Source organism: Mesorhizobium sp. 2RAF21, assembly GCF_052115345.1.
Lineage (GTDB): Bacteria > Pseudomonadota > Alphaproteobacteria > Rhizobiales > Rhizobiaceae > Mesorhizobium > Mesorhizobium terrae.
This window is the reverse complement of the sequence record NZ_JBFRGM010000005.1, coordinates 23,323-44,140: the sequence shown is the minus strand read 5'-3', so window position 1 is coordinate 44,140 and position 20,818 is coordinate 23,323. Positions and strand designations below refer to the sequence as shown.

28 protein-coding genes are annotated in these 20,818 nt (G+C 62.3%); 10 read left to right on the top strand and 18 right to left on the bottom strand.

Annotated features, from left to right (window positions below):
• The first annotated feature begins 82 nt into the window (after positions 1–82).
• A complete protein-coding gene (locus AB4136_RS09425; protein WP_024923901.1) occupies positions 83–694 on the top strand; it encodes a TIGR00730 family Rossman fold protein in 612 nt (203 codons plus the stop codon).
• A 17-nt stretch (positions 695–711) separates the two neighbouring features.
• Here AB4136_RS09425 and rarD read toward each other — a convergent pair whose 3' ends face one another.
• From rarD to AB4136_RS09380, 9 genes are all read right to left on the bottom strand, one after another.
• Entirely contained in the window at positions 712–1,620 is a 909-nt protein-coding gene (gene rarD, locus AB4136_RS09420; RefSeq protein WP_024923902.1) for an EamA family transporter RarD, read from the bottom strand.
• Between the two features lie 138 nt (positions 1,621–1,758).
• Entirely contained in the window at positions 1,759–3,381 is a 1,623-nt protein-coding gene (cimA, locus tag AB4136_RS09415) for a citramalate synthase (protein ID WP_171021053.1), read from the bottom strand.
• The gene (pip, locus tag AB4136_RS09410) at positions 3,378–4,328 is read right to left on the bottom strand and encodes a prolyl aminopeptidase (protein WP_024923904.1); all 951 of its coding nucleotides are present in this window, start codon (positions 4,326–4,328) and stop codon (positions 3,378–3,380) included. The genes cimA and pip overlap by 4 nt, the downstream gene beginning before the upstream one ends.
• A gap of 16 nt (positions 4,329–4,344) precedes the next feature.
• The gene (locus AB4136_RS09405) at positions 4,345–4,821 is read right to left on the bottom strand and encodes a GFA family protein (RefSeq protein WP_024923905.1); all 477 of its coding nucleotides are present in this window, start codon (positions 4,819–4,821) and stop codon (positions 4,345–4,347) included.
• On the bottom strand, positions 4,818–5,309 hold the full coding sequence (locus AB4136_RS09400) for a GFA family protein (protein ID WP_024923906.1): 492 nt from the start codon (positions 5,307–5,309) through the stop codon (positions 4,818–4,820). The genes AB4136_RS09405 and AB4136_RS09400 overlap by 4 nt, the downstream gene beginning before the upstream one ends.
• A 4-nt stretch (positions 5,310–5,313) precedes the next feature.
• On the bottom strand, positions 5,314–5,697 hold the full coding sequence (locus tag AB4136_RS09395; RefSeq protein WP_024923907.1) for a VOC family protein: 384 nt from the start codon (positions 5,695–5,697) through the stop codon (positions 5,314–5,316).
• Positions 5,694–7,130, bottom strand: a complete 1,437-nt coding sequence (cysS, locus tag AB4136_RS09390; RefSeq protein ID WP_024923908.1) for a cysteine--tRNA ligase — start codon at positions 7,128–7,130, stop codon at positions 5,694–5,696. The genes AB4136_RS09395 and cysS overlap by 4 nt, the downstream gene beginning before the upstream one ends.
• A gap of 221 nt (positions 7,131–7,351) precedes the next feature.
• On the bottom strand, positions 7,352–7,645 hold the full coding sequence (locus AB4136_RS09385; RefSeq protein WP_162531497.1) for a hypothetical protein: 294 nt from the start codon (positions 7,643–7,645) through the stop codon (positions 7,352–7,354).
• A gap of 90 nt (positions 7,646–7,735) precedes the next feature.
• A complete protein-coding gene (locus AB4136_RS09380; RefSeq protein WP_024923909.1) occupies positions 7,736–8,518 on the bottom strand; it encodes an SOS response-associated peptidase in 783 nt (260 codons plus the stop codon).
• A gap of 141 nt (positions 8,519–8,659) precedes the next feature.
• On the opposite strand from AB4136_RS09380, the gene AB4136_RS09375 reads away from it, so the two are divergent.
• From AB4136_RS09375 to AB4136_RS09360, 4 genes are all read left to right on the top strand, one after another.
• Positions 8,660–9,091 carry an NUDIX hydrolase gene (locus AB4136_RS09375; RefSeq protein WP_024923910.1) on the top strand — a complete coding sequence of 144 codons (432 nt, stop codon included), beginning with the start codon at positions 8,660–8,662 and terminating at the stop codon, positions 9,089–9,091.
• A 41-nt stretch (positions 9,092–9,132) separates the two neighbouring features.
• Complete coding sequence (locus tag AB4136_RS09370; protein WP_024923911.1) at positions 9,133–9,510, top strand: TIGR02301 family protein; 378 nt, start codon at positions 9,133–9,135, stop codon at positions 9,508–9,510.
• A 138-nt stretch (positions 9,511–9,648) separates the two neighbouring features.
• Positions 9,649–9,906, top strand: coding sequence for a hypothetical protein (locus AB4136_RS09365; RefSeq protein ID WP_024923912.1), 258 nt, complete (start codon positions 9,649–9,651; stop codon positions 9,904–9,906).
• Positions 9,907–9,998: 92 nt separating this feature from the next.
• The gene (locus AB4136_RS09360; protein WP_024923913.1) at positions 9,999–10,799 is read left to right on the top strand and encodes a hypothetical protein; all 801 of its coding nucleotides are present in this window, start codon (positions 9,999–10,001) and stop codon (positions 10,797–10,799) included.
• Positions 10,800–10,852: 53 nt separating this feature from the next.
• Here the strand turns inward: AB4136_RS09360 and AB4136_RS09355 are convergent, their stop codons facing one another.
• Positions 10,853–11,173 carry a YMGG-like glycine zipper-containing protein gene (locus AB4136_RS09355; RefSeq protein WP_024923914.1) on the bottom strand — a complete coding sequence of 107 codons (321 nt, stop codon included), beginning with the start codon at positions 11,171–11,173 and terminating at the stop codon, positions 10,853–10,855.
• 122 nt (positions 11,174–11,295) lie between these two features.
• Positions 11,296–12,627 carry a dihydroorotase gene (locus tag AB4136_RS09350; protein WP_024923915.1) on the bottom strand — a complete coding sequence of 444 codons (1,332 nt, stop codon included), beginning with the start codon at positions 12,625–12,627 and terminating at the stop codon, positions 11,296–11,298.
• A gap of 70 nt (positions 12,628–12,697) precedes the next feature.
• On the opposite strand from AB4136_RS09350, the gene ygfZ reads away from it, so the two are divergent.
• Together ygfZ and AB4136_RS09340 are read left to right on the top strand one after the other, a co-directional pair.
• Positions 12,698–13,582: a CAF17-like 4Fe-4S cluster assembly/insertion protein YgfZ gene (gene ygfZ, locus AB4136_RS09345; protein WP_024923916.1), complete on the top strand. Its 885-nt coding sequence runs from the start codon at positions 12,698–12,700 to the stop codon at positions 13,580–13,582.
• Positions 13,579–14,190 carry an HD family hydrolase gene (locus AB4136_RS09340; RefSeq protein ID WP_024923917.1) on the top strand — a complete coding sequence of 204 codons (612 nt, stop codon included), beginning with the start codon at positions 13,579–13,581 and terminating at the stop codon, positions 14,188–14,190. The genes ygfZ and AB4136_RS09340 overlap by 4 nt, the downstream gene beginning before the upstream one ends.
• Positions 14,191–14,197: 7 nt before the next feature.
• On the opposite strand, the gene AB4136_RS09335 is transcribed toward AB4136_RS09340, so the two are convergent.
• Positions 14,198–14,515: a DMT family transporter gene (locus AB4136_RS09335; protein WP_024923918.1), complete on the bottom strand. Its 318-nt coding sequence runs from the start codon at positions 14,513–14,515 to the stop codon at positions 14,198–14,200.
• A gap of 92 nt (positions 14,516–14,607) precedes the next feature.
• Here AB4136_RS09335 and AB4136_RS09330 point away from each other — a divergent pair, with 92 nt between their 5' ends.
• Positions 14,608–14,973 carry a winged helix-turn-helix transcriptional regulator gene (locus AB4136_RS09330; protein WP_036253907.1) on the top strand — a complete coding sequence of 122 codons (366 nt, stop codon included), beginning with the start codon at positions 14,608–14,610 and terminating at the stop codon, positions 14,971–14,973.
• Between the two features lie 23 nt (positions 14,974–14,996).
• Here the strand turns inward: AB4136_RS09330 and AB4136_RS09325 are convergent, their stop codons facing one another.
• The 3 genes from AB4136_RS09325 to AB4136_RS09315 all read right to left on the bottom strand — a co-directional run bounded on the left by AB4136_RS09325 (position 14,997) and on the right by AB4136_RS09315 (position 17,902).
• Positions 14,997–15,269, bottom strand: coding sequence for a DUF3303 domain-containing protein (locus AB4136_RS09325; RefSeq protein WP_024923920.1), 273 nt, complete (start codon positions 15,267–15,269; stop codon positions 14,997–14,999).
• A 66-nt stretch (positions 15,270–15,335) separates the two neighbouring features.
• Positions 15,336–16,799, bottom strand: coding sequence for a RimK family protein (locus AB4136_RS09320; protein WP_024923921.1), 1,464 nt, complete (start codon positions 16,797–16,799; stop codon positions 15,336–15,338).
• Entirely contained in the window at positions 16,796–17,902 is a 1,107-nt protein-coding gene (locus AB4136_RS09315) for a peptidase C39 family protein (RefSeq protein ID WP_024923922.1), read from the bottom strand. The genes AB4136_RS09320 and AB4136_RS09315 overlap by 4 nt, the downstream gene beginning before the upstream one ends.
• Before the next feature lie 303 nt (positions 17,903–18,205).
• On the opposite strand from AB4136_RS09315, the gene AB4136_RS09310 reads away from it, so the two are divergent.
• Complete coding sequence (locus AB4136_RS09310; RefSeq protein WP_024923923.1) at positions 18,206–18,574, top strand: hypothetical protein; 369 nt, start codon at positions 18,206–18,208, stop codon at positions 18,572–18,574.
• Positions 18,575–18,634: 60 nt separating this feature from the next.
• Here AB4136_RS09310 and AB4136_RS09305 read toward each other — a convergent pair whose 3' ends face one another.
• Together AB4136_RS09305 and AB4136_RS09300 are read right to left on the bottom strand one after the other, a co-directional pair.
• Positions 18,635–19,420, bottom strand: coding sequence for an anti-sigma factor family protein (locus tag AB4136_RS09305; RefSeq protein WP_024923924.1), 786 nt, complete (start codon positions 19,418–19,420; stop codon positions 18,635–18,637).
• Positions 19,417–19,935 (bottom strand): sigma-70 family RNA polymerase sigma factor, encoded by a 519-nt coding sequence (locus tag AB4136_RS09300; protein WP_024923925.1) that lies wholly within the window; start codon positions 19,933–19,935, stop codon positions 19,417–19,419. The genes AB4136_RS09305 and AB4136_RS09300 overlap by 4 nt, the downstream gene beginning before the upstream one ends.
• On the opposite strand from AB4136_RS09300, the gene AB4136_RS09295 reads away from it, so the two are divergent.
• A complete protein-coding gene (locus AB4136_RS09295; RefSeq protein ID WP_137902105.1) occupies positions 19,934–20,182 on the top strand; it encodes a hypothetical protein in 249 nt (82 codons plus the stop codon). The two genes, AB4136_RS09300 and AB4136_RS09295, sit on opposite strands and share 2 nt — an antisense overlap.
• Here AB4136_RS09295 and AB4136_RS09290 read toward each other — a convergent pair.
• Positions 20,166–20,801, bottom strand: a complete 636-nt coding sequence (locus tag AB4136_RS09290; RefSeq protein WP_024923926.1) for an outer membrane protein — start codon at positions 20,799–20,801, stop codon at positions 20,166–20,168. The two genes, AB4136_RS09295 and AB4136_RS09290, sit on opposite strands and share 17 nt — an antisense overlap.
• Positions 20,802–20,818 lie beyond the last annotated feature (17 nt).

Below are 20,818 nucleotides of genomic sequence, written 5' to 3'. Positions count from 1 at the left end.
CTAGCTGCTTTTGCCGAATCCGACAAGAAAAAGCCCGCTTCCAGACTTGACCGCGATGATGGACGGCATCACCAATCGAACCATGAATACGATTCGATCCGTGTGCGTGTATTGCGGCTCCTCTCCGGGCCGTGACGGCATCTATGTCGAGGCCGGACGTCTGCTTGGCCACTCGCTCGCGCGTTCAGGCCTGCGCCTTGTCTATGGTGGCGGCACCAAGGGCGTCATGGGCGCCGTTGCCGATGGCGCGATGCGGGCCGGCGGCCAGGTGATGGGCATCATCCCACGCTTTCTGATGAACCGGGAAGCGACCGAAAGTGCCCTCGACCGGCTGCATGAAGTGGTCGTCACCGAAAACATGCACCAGCGCAAGCACAGGATGTTCGAGGAATCGGACGCCTTCGTCGCCTTGCCGGGCGGCATCGGCACGGTCGAGGAAATCGTCGAGATCATGACCTGGGCGCAGCTCGGCCATCACCGCAAGCCGATGGTGTTCGTCAACGTCAAGGGTTTCTGGAACCCGATGCTGGCGCTGATCGACCACATGACCAGCGAAGGCTTCATCCATACCGCCCACAATGTGAAGCCGCTGGTGGTGGACGATCCTGAGGCGGTGGTCGCGACCATTCTTGCCACCGGCGCCAGCGTCGATGCGCCGACGGGCGGCGTGTCTTCGGTCATCGACAAGATGTAGGTGCCTGCGCTGCCTGCTCAGCGCTGCCTGCTCGCCGTCAGCATCGACCAGGAATAGATTGCCAGCGCCGCCCAGATCAACCCGAAGGCAATTGCGTTCACCGTGTTGAACGGTTCGCCGAAAATGAAGACGGCAATCAGGAACACGATGGTCGGCGCGATATATTGCATGATGCCGATGGTCGACAGACGCAGCAGACGAGCGCCGAAGGCAAACAGCAGCAAAGGCACGGCCGTAACCAACCCGCTTCCCATCAAAAGAAGCGTATCCGTGCTGTTGCCGGTTGCGAAATGCCCTTGCCCCGTCGAAGCGAGCCAGACGGCATAACCCAGCGCTGGGACCGACAGCAGCAGCACTTCAAGCAGGAACCCCTGGCTCGGACCGATGGGCAGCGTCTTGCGGAAAAACCCATAGGCGGCGAACGAGAAAGCCAGGGCCAATGAGACCCATGGCAGCTTGCCGCTTTCCACGGTGAGCACGATGACCGCGACAGCCGCCAAAGCCACCGCCACCATCTGCAACTTGGTCAGGCGCTCGCCAAGCAGCAAAGCCCCGACCACGACATTGACAAGCGGGTTGATGTAGTAGCCCAGCGCCGTCTCGACCGTGCGGTCGACGGCGATGGCCCAAACATAGATGCTCCAATTCACCGTGATCAGGGCAGCGGTCAGCGCCGCCATGGCCAGCATGCGTGGTGAGCGCAACGCCGCCTTGAAATCGGCGGTGCGGCCGAGCCAGATCAGCACGGCGGCCGCAATCGGCACCGACCAGATGATGCGGTGCGCAATGACCTCGGCCAGCGGCAGATGCGCCACCGCCTTCATGTAGAAAGGCAACAGCCCCCACAGCAGGTAGGCGCAAAGCGCCAGCACAAAGCCACGGCGGGCGTCGGAATCGGCTTGGATTGGCACAGTCTGGCTCGTCATGGCCCAACCCTATGCGCCAGAGAGCAAGCCAAGACCATCAACTATTTCTGATGGGTCATAGATTTTCACTGATGGATTGCACGGAACAGAGCAGTCCGGCGATCTTCGCGCGGAACTGCCTAAGGCCACCTCGAGGTTCTATTCCGCGGCCACCAGCCCGGCCATCTCGCGGTTCTTCATCAGCTTGTAGATGATGGAATCCATCAGCGCCTGGAAGGACGCGTCGATGATGTTTTCCGATACGCCGACCGTCCACCAGCGCGCGCCGGTGGAATCATGCGATTCGATCAGCACGCGAGTGATCGCCTCGGTGCCGCCATTCAGGATACGCACCTTGAAATCCGCCAGTTCGAGATCGCCGATCTCGTTCTGATACTTGCCAAGATCCTTGCGCAAGGCGAGGTCGAGCGCATTGACCGGGCCATGGCCTTCGGCCACCGACATCTTCTCCTCGCCGTCCACCATCACCTTCACGATGGCTTCCGACACAGTCCGCAACTGGCCGTTCGCGTCGAACCGCCGCTCGACCATGCAGCGGAAGGAGGTGACGGCGAAGAATTCCGGCAGGCCAGTCAGCATCTTGCGCGCCAAAAGTTCGAAGCTGGCGTCGGCGCCTTCATAGGCATAGCCCTCGGCCTCGCGCTCCTTGACCACGGAAATAAGCGCGTCGAGGCGTGCGTCGTCCTTGGGCACATCGATGCCGCGCCGCTTCAGTTCGGCGAGAAAATTCGCCTTGCCGCCCTGATCGGAGACCATAACCCGCCGGCGGTTGCCGATTTTTTCCGGCGGCACGTGTTCATAAGTCTGCGGTTCCTTGACCAGGGCCGAGGCATGAATTCCCGCCTTCGTGGCAAAAGCCGAAGCGCCGACATAAGGCGCTTGCGCTTCCGGCGCTCGGTTCAGCAATTCGTCGAAGGCGCGCGATAGGCGCGAAATGCCCGTCAATTGCTCGGCCGATATGCCTGTTTCGAAGCGGTCGCTGAAGGCCGGCTTCAGCATCAGCGTCGGGATCACCGAAACCAGATTGGCGTTGCCGCAGCGCTCGCCGATGCCGTTCAGCGTGCCCTGGATCTGGCGCACGCCGGCCTCGACCGCCGCCAGAGAATTGGCAACCGCCTGGCCGGTGTCGTCATGGGCATGAATGCCGAGGTGATCGCCAGGAATGCCGGCACTGATCACTTGTTCGACGATGGCGCGCACCTCCGAAGGCTGTGTGCCGCCATTGGTGTCGCACAAAACCACCCAGCGCGCGCCGGCTTCGTAAGCCGTCCGCGCGCAGGCCAGCGCGTAGTCGGGGTTGGCCTTGTAGCCATCGAAGAAATGCTCGCAATCGACCATCGCTTCCTTGCCGGCCGCCACCGCCGCGGCCACCGAAACGCGGATCGAATCGAGATTCTCCTCATTGGTGCAGCCGAGCGCGACACGGACATGGTAGTCCCAGCTCTTGGCGACAAAGCAGATGGCGTCCGACTTCGCCTGGATCAAAGCAGCCAGACCCGGATCGTTCGACACGGAAACGCCGGCGCGCTTGGTCATGCCGAAAGCGACGAATTTTGACCGCGCGGTGCGTTTTTTCGCGAAAAACTCCGTGTCGGTCGGGTTAGCGCCGGGATAACCGCCCTCGACATAATCCATGCCGAATTCATCCAGCATGCCGGCGATCGCAATCTTGTCCTCGACAGAAAAGTCGATGCCCGGCGTCTGCTGGCCGTCGCGCAAAGTCGTGTCGAAGAGATAGAGGCGATCGCGTTGCATGGTCATTTACCGGCGTATTTGTCCGTCGCGCGGATCAGGCGATCGAGGATGCCCGGCTCCGAATAGGCGTGGCCAGCGCCCTCGATGAGGTGGAAATCGGCCTTCGGCCAGGCCTTGTGCAGCGCCCAGGCATATCGCGCAGGGCACGGCATGTCGTAGCGGCCATGGACGATGGTGCCGGGAATGTCCTTCAGCTTGTGCGCATCGCGCAGGAGCTGGCCTTCTTCCAGCCAACCGGCATGGACGAAATAGTGGTTCTCGATGCGCGCGAAGGCGATGGCGAAATCGTCCTCGCCGAACTTGCCGCTGGTTTCGGGGTCCGGCAGCAGTGTGATCGTCTCGCCTTCCCACAGGCTCCAGGCCCTGGCCGCCTCGACCTGCTTTTGCCGGTCGCTGCCAACCAGCCGCTTGCGGTAGGCGGCCATCATGTCGCCGCGCTCCTCGACCGGGATCGGCGCGACGAACCGTTCCCACTTGTCGGGGAACATTTCCGACACGCCGGACTGATAATACCATTCCAACTCGGCGCGGGTCAGCGTGTAGATGCCGCGCACGACCAGTTCGCTGACGCGGTCGGGGTGCGTTTCGGCATAAGCGAGCGCCAAGGTAGAGCCCCAGGAGCCACCGAAAACCAGCCATTTGTCGAAGCCGGCCATCTCGCGCAGCCGCTCCATGTCGGCGACCAGATCCCAGGTGGTGTTGGCATCAAGCGAGGCATTGGGCGTGGACTTGCCGCAGCCACGCTGGTCGAACAGCAGGATATCGTAGAGCTTCGGGTCGAACAGCCGGCGATGCTTGGGCGAAATAGTCCCGCCCGGACCACCGTGCAGGAAGACCGCAGGCTTGGCACCCTTGGTGCCGGCGCGCTCCCAATAGACGGTGTGGCCGTCGCCGACATCGAGCATGCCGGTCTCGAACGGTTCGATCTCCGGATAAAGTGTACGCAAGTCCAAGATCACAGCTCCAAAATCACAGTTTCAGTCCGCTATGCGGCCAATTGTCGGTTTCCTGGTCCGGATGCTGGAAGGAGATGATCTGCTCCTGCCGCGCGTAATAGTCCGGATTCTTATGGATGGGCGCCTCGAATATCTTCTCCACCCACGGCAGCCGCGCCGGGTAGTTGACCTGGTGCACTGGCGCGAGATCGCTGCGGTCGTCGAAACTGCCGATCGAGATTTCCAGACCGTCGGGTTGCTTGTAGGTCATCGGCGTGCCGCAGCGCTTGCAGAAGCCGCGTGCGATGTTCACCGACGACTGGAAATAGGTCGGTTCCTCGTGCACCCATTCGACGCCGTCGATGGGCACGGTGACGAAGGCGCCGAAAAACGAACCGAACTGCTTCTGGCACATGCGGCAATGGCAGATGGAGGCGTGGCCCAATTTGCCGCGAACACGGAACCGCACCGCCCCGCACTGGCACCCACCAGTCCTGATCGTCTCTGTCATGATCTGTTCTCCGGAGGCCAGGTTTCAGTATCGTGATCGGGATGCTGGTAAGAAACCATCGACGTGACGAAGGGCAAAGATTCGGGATCGTCCTCGGTCACCCCGCCCGGCAGGGACGGGATGGTATCGACATAGGGAAGTTTCGCCTCGATGCCCCATTGGATGGTCGGCGGGATTTCTTCCGGGTGATCGAAGGCAGCGATTGCAAGCGCGATGCCGTCCGGTGCCTCGAAGGTCAAAGGTGTGCCGCATTCCGGGCAAAAGCCGCGGCGGGCGAAATTCGAAGACTGGAAGTGCTTCGGCTCGACCCGTGTCCAGGTCAGCCTGGCGCCGCCGACGGAAACCAGCGGCTGATAAAAATTGCCGCTCGCCTTCTGACACATGCGGCAGTGGCAGATCGAAGCGTCGCCGAGCACGCCTTCGACGCGAAAGCGCACCGCGCCGCATTGGCAGCCGCCCGCATACACAGGTCTGTTGTCGAGGCTCATCGTCTTATCCCGGCCTGTGGCAGACGGCTTCGATGTTGTTGCCGTCCGGATCGAAGACAAAGGCCGCATAATAGTGCTCGTGATAGTGCGGGCGCAGGCCCGGACCACCATTGTCCTTGCCGCCGGCCGCAAGAGCAGCCTTGTGGAAAGCGTCCACGTCGGCGCGGCTGGTCGCACCGAAGGCATAGTGTCGGCCAGGTCCGGGCACTTTCGCCTCATGCAGCCAGAACACCGGTCGATCACGGCCATAGCCACCGACCTTCTCGCCACCCGTATATTCGATAGGCACCATGTAGAGCAGCGAGGCGCCCAGCGGCGCCATCGCCTTGTCGTAGAAGGTCTTGGCCGCTTCGAAATCGACGACGGAAATGCCGGTATGATCGATCATCTCTTCACCTCCCAGGTCGTTACGCGTTCACCCGTCGCCGGGTCCTTGCCATCCTTCAACTGAATGCCTTGCGCCAGCAATGCGTCACGGACGCGGTCAGCCTCGGCCCAGTTCTTGGCGGCAATGAAAGCGAGACGTTCGGCAATGGTGTTCGAAACCGCCTGTTCGTCAATGGTCGCCGTGGCAAGATTGAAACCGAGGAACTGAAGTGCCGTCTTGAGACCGGCCGCAGCCTCGTTTCCTTCCGATGCTTCGGCGGCAAGCTGCGTCAGAACCTGGAAGGCCGGGTAGGTAGCGAGATCGTCGGACAGCGCCTCGACAACCGCCTCGGGAAGCCGGCCGCTATCGCCGGTTGCCAGATCAGCCGCGCGCTTCCATTTGCGAAGCGTGTTTTCAGCCTCTTCCAGTTTGCGCACCGAAAAATCGATCGGCTCGCGATAATGTGTCATCAGCATGGCGAGGCGCAGCACCTCGCCCGGCCATTTGCGGCCGCCGAAAGTTTCGGTCTCCAGCAATTCGTTGATGGAATAGAAGTTGCCCAGGCTCTTGGACATCTTCTGACCCTCGACCTGCAGGAAGCCATTGTGCATCCACACCTTGGCCATCCCATCGGTGCCGTGGGCGCAACGCGACTGCGCGTTCTCGTTTTCATGGTGCGGGAAGATCAGGTCGAGACCGCCACCGTGAATGTCGAAGACTTCGCCAAGATAGGCCGCGCTCATCGCCGAGCACTCGATATGCCAGCCCGGCCGGCCCCGACCCCAGGGCGAATCCCAGCCGGGCTCTTCCGGCGAGGAGAGTTTCCACAAGACGAAATCGCCGGGATTCTTCTTATGCGCGTCCACGGCGATGCGCACGCCGGCCTGCTGTTCGTCGAGCGGGCGTTTAGAAAGCTGGCCGTAGTCGACCATGGAGGCCGTATCGAACAGGACTTCGCCTGCGGCTTCATAGGCATGGCCGCGTTCGATGAGAGATTGAATCAAGCCGATCATGTCGGTCCTGCCGTCTGATCGGGGCTGGACGAAGTCCGTCGCGCGCGGCTCGAAGGTCGGCGGCAAGCAACCGAGCGTGGCGACATCCTTGTGAAACTGGTTTGCCGTCTTTTCGGTCACCTTACGGATCGCCTCGTTGAGCGACAGCTTTCCGGTCGCGATGTCGCTACCGAAATCACGCAGCGCGCGCGCGTTGATCTTGTCGTCCAGGTCGGTGATGTTGCGGACATAGGTGACGCGGTCGGCGCCATAGACGTGCCGAAGCAGCCTGAACAGCACGTCGAAGACGATCACCGGCCTGGCGTTGCCGATATGGGCGAAGTCGTAGACGGTCGGGCCGCAGACATACATGCGCACATTGGTTGGGTCGATGGGGACAAAATCCTCCTTCGTCCTGGTCATCGTATTGTAGAGGCGCAGGCCCTTCGAACCCTCAGACATTCATCCCCTTCCCGGCCTATCCAGGCCGCCGCGCATAGGCGCAATTCAAACCCAGCCTGCTGGCCGGGGCGTTCGTCTACTCAGGGAGAAAATTGAGGCGAAAACGTCCGGACCAGCGCGTGCGCTAGCCAATAATGCAAATGCCACAAATGGCGAATGACGTTTTCATGCGCGGCTTTATCGCGCCCGGCCGTGTTGCCGTCAAGTCGCAACTTTCCGGTTCAGGCCAGGTTGATGACAGACCATGTAGCCGAACAACCTTTTGTTAAACATGTGGGTTCAGTGCTATAGTATCCGCCTGTTCCTTTGAAAGGCGTCACGATTTGGTCGGAATCGGCCATCATTTGCAGCGTCATCAACGTGAACTTGACCTTGGGGAAGTCGAAATGCCACGCAGCAAGCAAGAAGCCAGTCGCGCCAAACAACCAGCGCTCGCCAGTCAATATCGGGCCATAGGCCCGGCGGCCATCGCGGCCGCCCTGCTCCACACACCGAAGAGCAAGAAGCCCGCGCACAAGATTACCTCGCCGCGCGCGGCCTGATCGACTGACCGGCCTGGCGGTGCAGGTCGATGCGCGCCGACACGGCCGGCGCATCCACAAAGACTAGAACAGCGACATCTGATCCGTATCGTCGCCCGGCTTTTTGCGTCCGGGCTTGGCAGCCTTTTGTTGCGGCGCATCGCCCTCGGACGAGGCGACGAATCTCTCCTGAATCTCCGGCCCGGTATTGGCGACCTTGTTGACGAGATCCGAGACCGGAATCGCCTCGAAGAAGCCAGGCTCGGCGGGCCTCAGAAGATCAGCCACGTCACGTGGTTCCTGGCCACGGCAATCCAGCCAACGCGAAAAATCGCCGGGATGGATCACGACCGGCATGCGATCGTGGATATGGGCAATGTCGGTGTTGGCGGCGGTCGTCATGATGGCGCCGGTGTCCATTTCCGAGCCGCCCGGCTCCGCATAGGTCTCCATCAATCCGGCGAAGGCGACCAGCCCGCCATGGGCCGGCCTTATCCAATAGGCCTGCCCTTTCCTGCCGCCGGTCTGCCGCCATTCATAGAAGCCGCTGGCAGGCACCAAGGCGCGACGATGGCGCATCGCCGCGCGAAACGAGGCTTTCTCGGCTGCACTTTCCGAGCGGGCGTTGAGCAGAAGCGGAAAGTCGCGCGTATCCTTGACCCAGGCCGGGATCAGTCCCCAGCGAACCAGAACAGCGGTTCGGTCTGAGCGATTTGAGCCCGGATCGCGCGGCGCGCCGGCCAATGTCATCAGCACCGGCTGGGTGGGCGCGATGTTGTAACGCGCCGGAAACGGTTCGATCTCGTCAACGCCCAGAAATGTCGCCGTCTGGTCCGGCGTCGCGGTCAAGGCGAAACGTCCACACATGGTGCAATCTCTTTGATGTCTGGCCCTGAAGGTGGTGGTGGAACCACGCCGCCGCAACCGCTAAAGCTCGATCCGGTACCGCGATCCACAGCCAAGGCTTTGATCGCGAACCGCAAGGAAGCCTGCCAGAGGCCGAATGTCATGACCAAGAAGCAACCCATACCATCGGTATCCGTGGCAGTCGTGCGCGGTGACCGTGTGCTGCTGGTCAAGCGGGCAAAGCCGCCCTCCCAGGGCGTCTACGCCTTCCCCGGAGGAAAGGTGGAGGCCGGTGAGGCGTTGGAGACGGCGGCAAAACGGGAACTTCTCGAGGAGACCGGCCTCGTGGCCGCTGATTTTCGTCCCCTGATCGAGATTTTCATCGACGGCTCGGTCGAAAGTCATCCGGCCGACTATCTCCTCACGGTTTTCGGAGCAGGCTATATCGGTGGCGAGGCGCAGGCCGCCGACGATGCAGAGACCGCTGCGTTCTACACGCTGGCGGAGATGGAGACGATGCCTCTGGCCGGTTCGGTCTTCTCGGTTGCCCGCGATCTGCTCTCACCACTGAAAAAGCCTTTGGGCGACGCCTGAAGGCGCCTTGCAGGCGACAGATTGTTTGTCCACAAAGCGTTATGGTTCGCGCCTTCGCCCTTCTTGTCCTTGGTCTGGTCCTTGCCGTCGGCTCCCCGGCGCGGCCTGCCACTGCCGCCGAGGCTCCGTTCGAGCCAGGCCTGATGCGGCTGGCCGAGGTTCTCGGGTCGTTGCATTTCCTGCGCAATCTGTGCGGCGAAAAGAGCGACCAGTGGCGGACCGAGATGGAAAAGCTGCTGACCTCGGAGAATCCCGCTCCGGAACGTCGCGCACGCTTCATCGCCGCCTTCAACCGAGGCTATCGCTCGTTCGGCAGCACCTATACGCAGTGCACCGCCTCGGCCAGCGAAGCCATCAGCCGCTACATGAAGGAAGGCGAAACGCTGTCGCGCGACATCGCCTCGCGCTACGGCAATTAGCAAGCTGTTAACTTTTTCACCATTGTGGCAGCACAGCATCACAGTGCTGTGCTAGGAAACTTAACGGGACATTAAAGGGACGGTTCGAGTTTGATCCTCATTTGACGGATCACCGCTTGAAAAGGGTGGTAGTTGCGTATGGAACACACAGTCAGCGATATCGACGCCCTCGTCAGGGAAGAAAAGCGCCTGACGGCAGTCGAAAGTCACAACGAGGCCTGGGCCGAAGGTCTTTCGGCCGGCATCGAGGCCGACATCATCGCTGAGGCGGCGCTTGAGACCGCTTTTTGCGAGATGCTGCGAGCCAATGGAGAGACAGCGGCCCTTGCCCTGCTCGACAGGATGCGTGAAAAGGTGATTGCCGGGGCGTTTGGGCCCGACCAAGTAAGGCACTGATCCTGACGCCTGGCGCTGAATAGCGGGACTGCCTCCCGCTACGAAGCGGCATACCGACCGGGCTGTTGCCCGGCAGCATGGAGAGGCGGCCGGTGAGAATTTCTTCCTTCGACAGACCTCGTGGCCTGGCGTTCGGGGTTGGCCTGCTCGCATTGACGCTGCCGCCGGTGTGGGTGACCACTGTCCGTCCCGCCGCCGCGCTCAGCGAAATCAAGCACGACGACGTTCAGCAGCCCGCCAAGCCGCAAGCAGCCCCGGACAATGCGAAGCCGGGCGCCGTGCCACTGCCGGACCCGATCCAGCGCATACCGCCGGCCAACAAGCCTACGCCACCCGGCCAAGATGAGCCGGAGCAGGTTGAACCAGCCAAACCCAATGAGGGTGGCGGCAACCTTGCCAGACCGCAGGTCGACCCCGCCGCGCCATTGCCGCCGGTTGAATACGACCTTTCCAAATTACCCGAGCCCGTGCGTCGCATGCGCGATCTCATCGTGGAAGCCTGCAAGAGCGGCGACATCGAAAAGCTTCGCCCGCTGATCGGCAGCGGCGATACAATCACGCAACTGTCGCTGACCGACATCGAGGGCGACCCGGTCACCTTCCTGAAGGGGCTGTCCGGCGATACCGAAGGCCAGGAAATCCTCGCCATCCTGCAGGAAGTTCTCGACGCGGGTTATGTGCGTCTCGACCCGGGTACGCCGCAGGAACTTTATGTCTGGCCTTATTTCTTCGCCTATCCGCTGGCCAAGCTGGACGCCCGCCAAAGGGTCGAGCTGTTCAAGATCGTCACCGCCGGCGACTACGAGGACATGAAGCAGTTCGGCACTTACATCTTCTACCGCGTCGGCATCACGCCGCAGGGGCGCTGGACATTCTTCGTCGCGGGCGATTGAGACCGCGCCCATTCGCGCGGTGAGCGGGAAAGAAAGCCCTTAGCGGCCTGTTTCTAGTAGCCGCGACGGTAGTAGCGCTCGTCGCAAGGCGCGGTGAAGATGCGGCCATAACGGTCCTGATAGCGGCACATCTCCTGATCGCGCGGCTGCGGTCCGCCGGACGTTGCTAAAACCGCGCCGAGCAGCGCGCCGGCACCGGCACCGATCAGGGTGCTTTCCGTGTTGCCGCCGATCGCCTGACCGACCAAAGCGCCACCGGCCGCACCAAGTGCTGCGCCACCGGTCGCCCGCTGTTGCTGCGCGGTCTGCGAGCAGGCGGTGACGGCAAGCGTCATCAATACCGCACCGGCAGTCGCGAGTTTGGAAAGGCTCATTGGGTCGTCTCCGTAATGTCCATGCGGACGATGACGGAAATCTTACTGATCCAACATGAACGCAGGCTGTCTGAACCACCCAGCGAAAGGGGCCGCGCCTCTTTGCGGAGTGGAAAACACCGTCATCCAATCACCGCTTCGGAGAATTCCACCGCCCTGCCCTGCGAAGGCGTGGCGATGTCGCCTTCCCACATGACGCGACTTCCCCGGATGATGGTGCCGACCGGCCAGCCGGTTACCTGCTTGCCATCATAAGGCGTCCAGCCGGCACGCGAGCCGGCCTGGGCGTTGGTTATGGTTTGCCTGCGCTTCATGTCTACGACGGTGAAGTCGGCATCGTAGCCGGCGGCGATGCGGCCCTTGCGCGCCATGCCGAAGATGCGGTTCGGGCCATGGCTGGAGAGATCGACAAAACGCTCCAGGGTCAGGCGACCGGCGTTCACATGGTCCAGCATGATCGGCACCAGGGTCTGCACGCCGGTCATGCCGGATGGAGAAGCCGGATAGGGTTTTGCCTTCTCGGCCAGCGTATGCGGCGCGTGATCGGAACCCAGTACGTCGACAACGCCCTGACCGATACCGTGCCAGATGCCGTCACGATGACGGGCGGCCCGCACCGGCGGGTTCATCTGCAGCAGCGTGCCGAGGCGGGCATAATCGTCCGCGCTCATGGTCAGATGATGCGGGGTCGCTTCGCAGGTAGCGACATCCTTGTGCTGTTGGAGAAAGGCGATCTCCTCGGCCGTCGAGATGTGCAGCACATGGATGCGCGCACGCGTTTGGCGCGCGATCCGCACCAGCCGCTCGGTACATTGAAGTGCGGCGATCTCATCGCGCCAGATGGGGTGCGAAGACGGGTCGTTCTCGACGCGCAGGCCGAGACGTTCGCGCAGCCGGAATTCATCTTCTGAGTGGAACGCTGCGCGACGGCGCGTGTTGCGCAGGATCGAGGCGACGCCCTCGTCGTCCTCGACCAGCAGATCACCGGTGGAAGAACCCATGAACACCTTGATGCCGGCAGCGCCCGGCAGCCGCTCCAATTCGGCGACCTCGCCGGCATTGTCGCGGGTGCCGCCAACCCAGAAAGCGAAGTCGCAATGCATGCGGCCCGTCGCGCGCTTGATCTTGTCGGCCAGCGCCGCTTCGCTGGTGGTCAGCGGATTGGTGTTCGGCATCTCGAACACGGCCGTGACGCCACCCAGCACCGCCGCGCGGGAACCCGTCTCCAGGTCTTCCTTGTGCTCGAGACCCGGCTCGCGGAAATGCACCTGGCTGTCGACCACTCCGGGCAGCACATGCAGGCCATGGCAATCGATGGTCTGGCCGGCCGACGCCGCACCCAGATCGCCGATCGAGGCGATCCTGCCATCCTTGACGCCGATGTCGCGCAGGCCGATGCCGTCATGATTGACGACCGTGCCGCCCTTGAGGATGAGGTCGTAGATCGCTGCCATCCGCTCCGGCCCTTGTGTGGGAATTGCCTGCGGCTTACGTAATGGCTCTCCGAATTGCAAGATCAGGCCCATGCCGACAACCTTTCTCGCCGACCGCGCCCTTGTCTCCGTTTCAGGCCCCGATGCCGAACACTTCCTGCAAAACATCCTGACCGTCGATCTCGACGGGCTGGGCAACGCGGAAGCCAAACCGGGCGCATTGCTGGCGCCGCAGGGCAAGATCCTGTTCGATTTCCTGGTCTCCCGTGCCGGCGAAACCGCGTTCCGGCTGGAATGCCGCGCCGATATCGCTGACGATTTCGTGCGCCGCCTGATGTTCTATCGCCTGCGCGCCAAGGCCGATATTTCCAAGCAGGATCAAACCGTTGTTGCCGTTTCATGGCGATCTGATTCAAACGCTTCGCAAAGTGATTCCGCTGCTTCAAGCGTTGATTCAAGCAAGGGCGCTCGCGACACCCGCTTCGGCGCTCGCGTCTTCCGCTTCTACGACGCGCCATTGCCCACACCCGATGCCACTGAAGCCGACTGGCATGCCTTCCGCCTTTCGCATGGTGTTGCGGAAAGTGGCGACGACTATGCGCTGAACGACGCCTTCCCACATGACGTGCTGCTCGATCAATTGGACGGCATCGGCTTCAAGAAGGGCTGTTTCATCGGCCAGGAAGTGGTTTCCCGCATGCAGCATCGCGGTACGGCGCGCCGGCGCGTGTTGCTGGTCGAGGCCGATTCTCCCCTACCCGCTCCGGGTACGGAGTTGACGGTCGACGGCCGCCCGGTCGGGACGCTCGGCTCGGTCTCCGGCATGCATGGTCTTGCGATCGCCCGCATCGACCGCGTCAAGACGGCGATGGATGCCGGCCAGGAAATCAGCGCCGGCGGCGTTACCCTGTCGCTTGCCATTCCCGGTTGGGCGCGCTTCACCTTCCCGGAAACCGCCGGCTCGGAAGACGCCTGATGGCGGACCGCGTCGGCGCCCCGTCGCGTGCCTGGCAGCGCATGCTGTCGGGGCGGCGCCTTGACCTGCTCGATCCCTCGCCGCTCGACATCGAGCTTGGCGACATCGCGCACGGGCTTGCCCGCGTCGCCCGCTGGAATGGCCAGACTTCGGGGGACCACGCTTTTTCGGTGGCCCAGCATTCGATCCTGGTGGAGGAGATCTTCCGCCAGATCGTACCCGCCGCCTCGCCGACGGCACAACTGACGGCGCTGCTGCACGATGCCCCCGAATATGTGATCGGCGACATGATATCGCCGTTCAAATCAGTGGTCGGCGGCGGCTATAAATCCTGCGAGGAACGCCTGCAGCACGCCATCCATCTGCGCTTCGGGCTGCCGGCGGCGACCGCGCAAGGTGTGAAGAAGGACATCAAGCGCGCCGACCAGATCGCTGCCTATTTCGAGGCTACGGCTTTGGCCGGCTTCGACCTAGCCGAAGCGGCCGAGTTTTTCGGCCGCCCGCGCGGGTTTTCCGCCGATCAGTTCGACCTGACGCCGAAACCGGCGAAGCAGGTCGAAAAGGCGTTCATGGCGCGCTTCCAGAAGATCGAAAGCGCCTTGCGCTGAATTTGCCTCAGCCTTCGACGAGGCGCAGGCCAACAACACCGACGATGATCAGCGCAATACAGCCGAGCCTCAGCGGAGTGGCCGGATCGCCGAACAGCACGATGCCAAGTGTGGCGATGCCGATCGCGCCGATGCCGGTCCAGATCGCATAGGCTGTGCCGGCTGGCAGATGCCGCATGGCAAAGGTGAGAATGAAAACGCTGAGCAAAGCGAAGAACAGGCCGCCAACGCTCGGCCAGAAACGCGTCCAGCCTTCGGCGTATTTCAGCGAGACGCCCATCGCGATCTCGACTACGCTGGCGAGCAGAAGAAGAAACCAAGCCATTCCGGCCTCCTTTGATGTTCAGACGAAGGCTGATTTGTGTTAATGGGAACCAAAGTGCAATTACGCACCTTTTGGTGCCTATAGGTTTTTCGATGGCTGCTCCCAACGTCTATGATTCCGCCTGTTCCGCGCGGCTTGCGCTGGAGCTCATCGCTTCAAAATGGGCGATGCTGATCCTGCCCGCCTTGTCGGCGGGCCCGATGCGCAACAGCGCGCTCTTGCGCAAGATCGGCGGCATCTCGCAAAAGATGCTGACGCAGACGCTGAAGGATCTGGAGCGCAACGGGCTGGTGATCAGGCGAGACATGCAGACCGTGCCGCCGCATGTCGAATACAGCCTGAGCAAGCTTGGCGCGTCGCTCAGCGAGGCGTTGATCACCCTCGATCTGTGGGCGGAGCGATATTCGGACGATCTCGATGCCGCCCGCGGGCGCTTCGATGCTGGATTGAGGCCCTGACTTCGCGGTGGCGGCTTACAGCGTCAGAGATGGGGGCTGAGCCCGACCACCGTATCCTTGCTGGTCGCCACCGGCACAATTTCGAAACCGACAAGGTCAGCCCATTCGACGACCCAGCGCTGGACCAGCGTCACGTCGTCGGCCTCCACCAACATGAAGCAGCGGCTCATGTCGGCGGCAACCCAGCTGTGATGGACGACGAAGCCCTCGGGGGCGAGCCGGCCCTTGTCACGGAAACGGCGATAGATCGCCTTGGGATCGCCGCCGCGAAAATCCTCGATAACGACGAACTGCATAAATCGCCCTCCTGCCTGAACCCGGCTAGCGGTGCCTGCGGCGGCCGGTATCAGGCCAGCCGCCAGCTATTTTCCGTTCCGCTCCAGGCGGTCGAGGAACCATTGCGTCAGACGCACCCAGACCTCGTCCTTCTCGCCGGTATCCTCACAGCCGTGGTCGAGATTAGGGTTGTCGTTGACCTCGATGACGAAAACGCCGTCCTTGGTCTCCTTGAGATCGACGCCGTAGAGGCCGTCGCCAATACAGCGGGCCGCCTTGACAGCCGTTTGCACGGCATGGGCCGGCGCATCCTTCAAGGTGAAGGTCTTGAAACCGCCTTCGTCCGGCTTGCCGGCACGGTCGTGGTTGACGATCTGCCAGTGCTGCTTGGCCATCAGATATTGAACGGCAAACAGCGGCTCGCCGCCGAGCACGCCGATGCGCCAGTCATAATCGGTCGGAATGAATTTTTGCGCGACGAGCAGGTCGGAATCCTCCAGCCACTCCGTCGCCAGTTTCTTCAACTCGCCGAAATCCTTGCATTTCTTGACACCGCGCGAGAACGCGCTGTCCGGGATCTTCAAGACCAGCGGAAAGCCAAGCGTATCGGCGGCGACTTCCAGGTCGGACGAACCGGCGATCATCACCGTCAGCGGCACCGGCACATCGTTGAACGCCATCAGCTCGTTCAGATAGACCTTGTTGGTGCAGCGGATCATCGACAGCGGGTCGTCGATCACCGGCATGCCTTCCTGCTGGGCACGGCGGGCGAAACGATAGGTATGGTTCGAAATCGAGGTCGTCTCGCGGATAAACAGTGCGTCGTAGTTGGCGACCCTGGCCAGATCCTTCTTGGTGATCGGCTCGACCTCGACGCCCATCTTCTCAGCGGTCTTCGCCCAATAACGCAGTGACGAGATTGCCGAAGGCGGCAGTTGCTCGTGCGGATCGACCAGCGTCGCGAAAGTATAGCGCGCCGGCGTGCGCGCCTTGGTGTCGCGCCATTCGCGGCCGGTGTAGACATCCAGGCATTCGAGGAAGCGCTTCTCCTCGTCTTCCGTCATGCGCGCAAGCGGGTAGAAACCGATCTTGCGGATCGAGGCCCACTCGCCGCCATCGGTGATGGCTACCTCGAGTGCCGGCGCCCGGAACCAGTCGAACAGAAGCTTGGCGAAACGGTCCCAGGCCTTGCTCGGGCCGATGCCGAAGAAGACGTGCATCTTGGCTGGAAAGGCGCCACCAAGATCCTTGCGGCACTTGTTCAGGGCCAGTTCCAGTTCCGGCAGCGCATGCTCGTAGAGCTTGCGTTCGGACAGGTCGATCATCGTCTCGACGGTCGGGATGACCTTGTGGCCACGCGAGCTGGCGAGCAGCGAGGCATAATAACCACGGCTCTGGTAGTCATATCGGTTGGAGAGGTTGATGACCTTCGGGCGCTGCCCGCGGAAGAGGCCCGGGTGCGCCAGATAATCGCGGCTGGTGATGATCTTGTGCGGCGTGGCCACCTGGTCGATGTCGTTCTGCCTGCCGGTGAGGATGACCCAGGTCATTGTCTGTCACGCGCTCCAAGGATGATGGCAGCGCGCAGCCCGTCGCGTCCGAACTGCGCCATGTTGATGAAGATGTCGTAAGGCACGGGAATGTTGGCAGCGTCCGACTCGGTTTCTTCCCGCTCGTCCTCGACCCACGGGTCATGGATCAGGATATGGTCACCGTCGTCGCCGATCGCCAGAACCCAGTGCGGAACTTTCTTACCGAACATCAGGAAGCCGCTGACCAGAACGACAACCAGCTTGCCGGCGGCGATCGCGGTGCGAATGTCGTCGATCGAAAAGGCGTTGTAGCGCACGGGAATGTTGTATTCGCCCGCACGGCGCTGGAAGTCGATCTGCGCCAGTTGCATGACCCGGCGTTTCTCGGTGCTGCGCACCGATTGCAGGAAAAGCGGTCCGTCGAAGGAGACGAAGACCTCAGCGGAAAGTCCGTATTCGAAGGCCGCCACCGCCAAGCCGAACGGCTCGCAACCGCCCGGACCCGACATCATGAAGACGGTGGTCGCCTCGCGCCACAGGCGCACTTCCATCACCGGATCGGGCCGAAAAGTGCCGTCGAAATTCGCCATCGCCATCATCAGGCAGCAAGGCCCGCAAGTGAAATCGCAGGTCTGCTCGTAGAAGGGCACCGAGGTGGCAACCGGCACATGGCCACGCAGCGTCTTTTCGTAACGCAACGCTGGCGTGCCGTCCTCGTAGTAATCTGTCTCGCGCCCGATCCGACGGTAACCGGACTGTTCGTAGATGCGGATGGCGCGGGCGTTGTCCTCGCGCACTTCCAGCCGCAGCATCATGCGATCATGCTCGAAGGCGACGTCCTCAGCCGTATCGAGAAGCAGGCGGCCAATGCCCTGCCCTTCCCGCCCCGGTCCTGTCGCGATGGAATAGAGCCGCGCCACGCCGCTGCCCTTGCGAAACAGGATGATCGCATAGCCAGCGACCTTGCCGTCGCTCTCGGCGATCAGCGTTTCGGCGGTTTCGCGCTCGATCAATTGCCTGAACGAGCGGCGCGAGATGCGGTCGGTGGGAAAGACGGCGTTTTCGATGGCGGCAAGGTCATCGACGTCGGACGGGCGGGCCGTGCGGATTTCGGCAGGCATGAGGGCTTAAGAAACCTCGGTGCGTGGCAGGGAAAGTGCCCAATCGAAACGTCGTCGCGCCAACCGGAAAGCCGACGCATGGTCAGCGTTTCGCGCTTCGATTTGGGCTGAATTGTGACAGATTCCGCTGGCTTGCCAAGCGATATAGCGGCTCTCCCCACCGGACATGCAAGCGCTCCAGTGCAAGTGTTTGACTACCGGACGATTGTCTCAAGCGACAGCGACGATCACACCCGGCGTCCAAACAGCGAGCCCACAACAGATGGTGCTTTGCAGCCGGGCTCTGCCATGCCACCAAGGGGCATGACCGCCCACAATCAGCAGCAACCATCCCGACCCTGGCCGAAATGGCTTGGATGGCTCGGCCTCGCCATCCTGGTCGCAGCCACGCCGGTGGCGTTGCTGGCCATGTCGATGCCGGCGAACGAATACAAGGCCGGGGGCGTGGATGCAGTCGATTGCGACGGGCCGATCTCGGCGCTTCTGTTCGCGATCCCGGCTTTGCTGCTCTACGGCGTTGGCGCTGTGGTGAACGGGCACTATTTTCGCGACCGGCTCAATCTGGTCATCGCCGTCATCTGCACGGTGGCCTGCCTGTTGATTGCGGCCAACATCGTCGGGGCAGCGAGGGAACAGATGCTGATGGACCGCGATCCCCAAGTCTGCGGATGACGCACTGTCAGCCCGAGCAACCCTCAGTCCCGAAGCCACGCCCGGTCAGACGGTGCGGTGCTAACTCGCGATACCCGCAACCAGTTGCCCGTAGGCGTTCCTGGCAACCGCGGCGAGCCGTTCGCGCGGCAATGAGCCAACCACGGCGCAGCCATAACCCTTGTCCAGCCAGTAAACCGCCGTCGGGCCGTTCTGCGCGGCATAGGTGCCCTTGGCGTTGCTGCCCGAATCGCCGGTGACGAACAGCGAGATACGGTTGCCTTCCTCGTCTTCGTAGAGGAGCATCGCCGCCTTGCTCTCGCCGGCAGGCAGCAACCGTCCGCCGACGAGCTGGAACCCGTCCGCGGTCAAATCAGGCGCCACCAGCCTCAAGCCGAGTCGCGCCGACAGCCATGTCTGCATGTGCTCCTTGTCGGATGCAGGCACCTCGACGGCGTGGCGTTTCTCGGAGGCGTAGATGGCGTGCGCGGCGACCGCTTCCTCGGCAAGCCGATCTCCGGCCGGATCCTCGAAGCCAAAGTCCCGCGTGCCGACGGCAAAGCCGCCCGCACCGCCGACCGCGAGTAACGCCGCAGCAGCGGCGGCCTGCCACCAAGGCGACCGTCTTACCCGAGAAACACGTTCCTTGCCCGCAACCATGTCGGTGAAGCGGGCAGGCAGCGGTTCTTCAAGAACCCCGGCGAACGCGGCACGCAGCGCCGCACCGTCGGCGTCATAGCGGCTGCCCCTCGCCTTCATCTCGGGATTGCTGTCCAGCCAGCTCTCGAACGCGGCGCGCTCCTCGGCCGGCAACTCGCCATCCAGAGCAAGGTGGATATCGCGTTCGGTGAAATCGCGTGCGGTCATTTCTCGACCACCCTCAGCGATCGACGGCGCGCCTTGTCATCGAGCAGCACGCGCAAATCTTCGCGGCCTCGCGATATGCGCGACATCAGCGTGCCTGCGGGAATACCAAGGATGCCGGCGGCCTCGGCATAGGAGAAACCTTCAATCGCCACCATGACCAATGCGGAGCGACGCTCGGGACTGATCGCGTGCAACGCTTCGATGATCTCGCGGGAAGCGAGACTTTCAACCTGGATTGCCGGCACGGCCAGCGCCTCGTCGCCATCCAGCGACAGCATCGCCGCTTCGCCGCGCCGGTTCACCTTGCGCATCTGGTCAATGAACAGGTGGTGCATGATCGTGAACAGCCATTTCCTCGGGCTTTCGCCAGTCTGCCAGTTGTCCAGCCTGACCAGGGCCCGTTCCAAGCAATCTTGGACGAGATCGTCAGCGGAATCGCGGTCGCGCACCAAAGCGCGCGCATAGCGGCGCAAGCGCGGAATCTCACCAAGGATCGCTGCCTTCCTCTCGTCCATGAGCGGCGGTTCGCCAATTTCTTCCGTTGCCGGTCGATTGAACGCGCCTTCGCCGATCGGCGCAAGCAGCGCAAATACCCGCTTCGTTGCCATCGTCAGGAAAACGGCGGCCGACGAAGGATTATTCCCGATCCTGAACGGTAAAATGCCCGAAAACGACAACGCCGCCGATCCTTGTGGATCGGCGGCGTTGCGACGACTGAGCTGGAACAGTCTTCGTTTTGCCGGTGTCAGAACCGGTAGTTGACGCCCATGTTGACGGTGTGGGCGGACAGATCGGCCGACCGCTTGGCACCGTTGCGCAACGTGTAGTCGACGTCGCCATAGTTGACGTAGTTGTATTCGACCTTGGCCGAGACGTTGCCGGCGAAGGCCTGCTCGATACCGCCACCCAACAGATAGCCGCCTTTCCACCTGCCGCCGGATGCAACGGTACCGCCAGGCTTGACCTTGGTCATCGAATAGCCCGCCGTGCCGTAGACAAGGGTCTTGTCGAAGGAAACGCCGGCGCGAACCTTGGCGGCGCCGATCCAGGTGCGCTTCAGTTCGGCACCATCGTCGAGTTTGTGCTTGGCGCCCCTGGAATAAGAACCGTCAAGTTCCGCACCATAGACAATGCCGCCGCTCTGGAAGTTCGTGCCGAGCTGGCCGCCGAACTGCAAGCCGCTCTTGCTCGAGAACGGGTTCGGGAAACCCGAGGACGACGTGCCGAGATGGCCGCCGACATAGCTGCCCGACCAGTTGTAGGCAGCGTCCGAATAGTTTTGCGAGCCGTAGTTGTTGGATGCCAGATCGGCTGCCGTGGCCGGCACGGCGAAAGGTGCAAGGCCAGCGAACATGACGAGAAACAGATTTCGCTTGGTCATGGTTTTTAGCTCCGAAA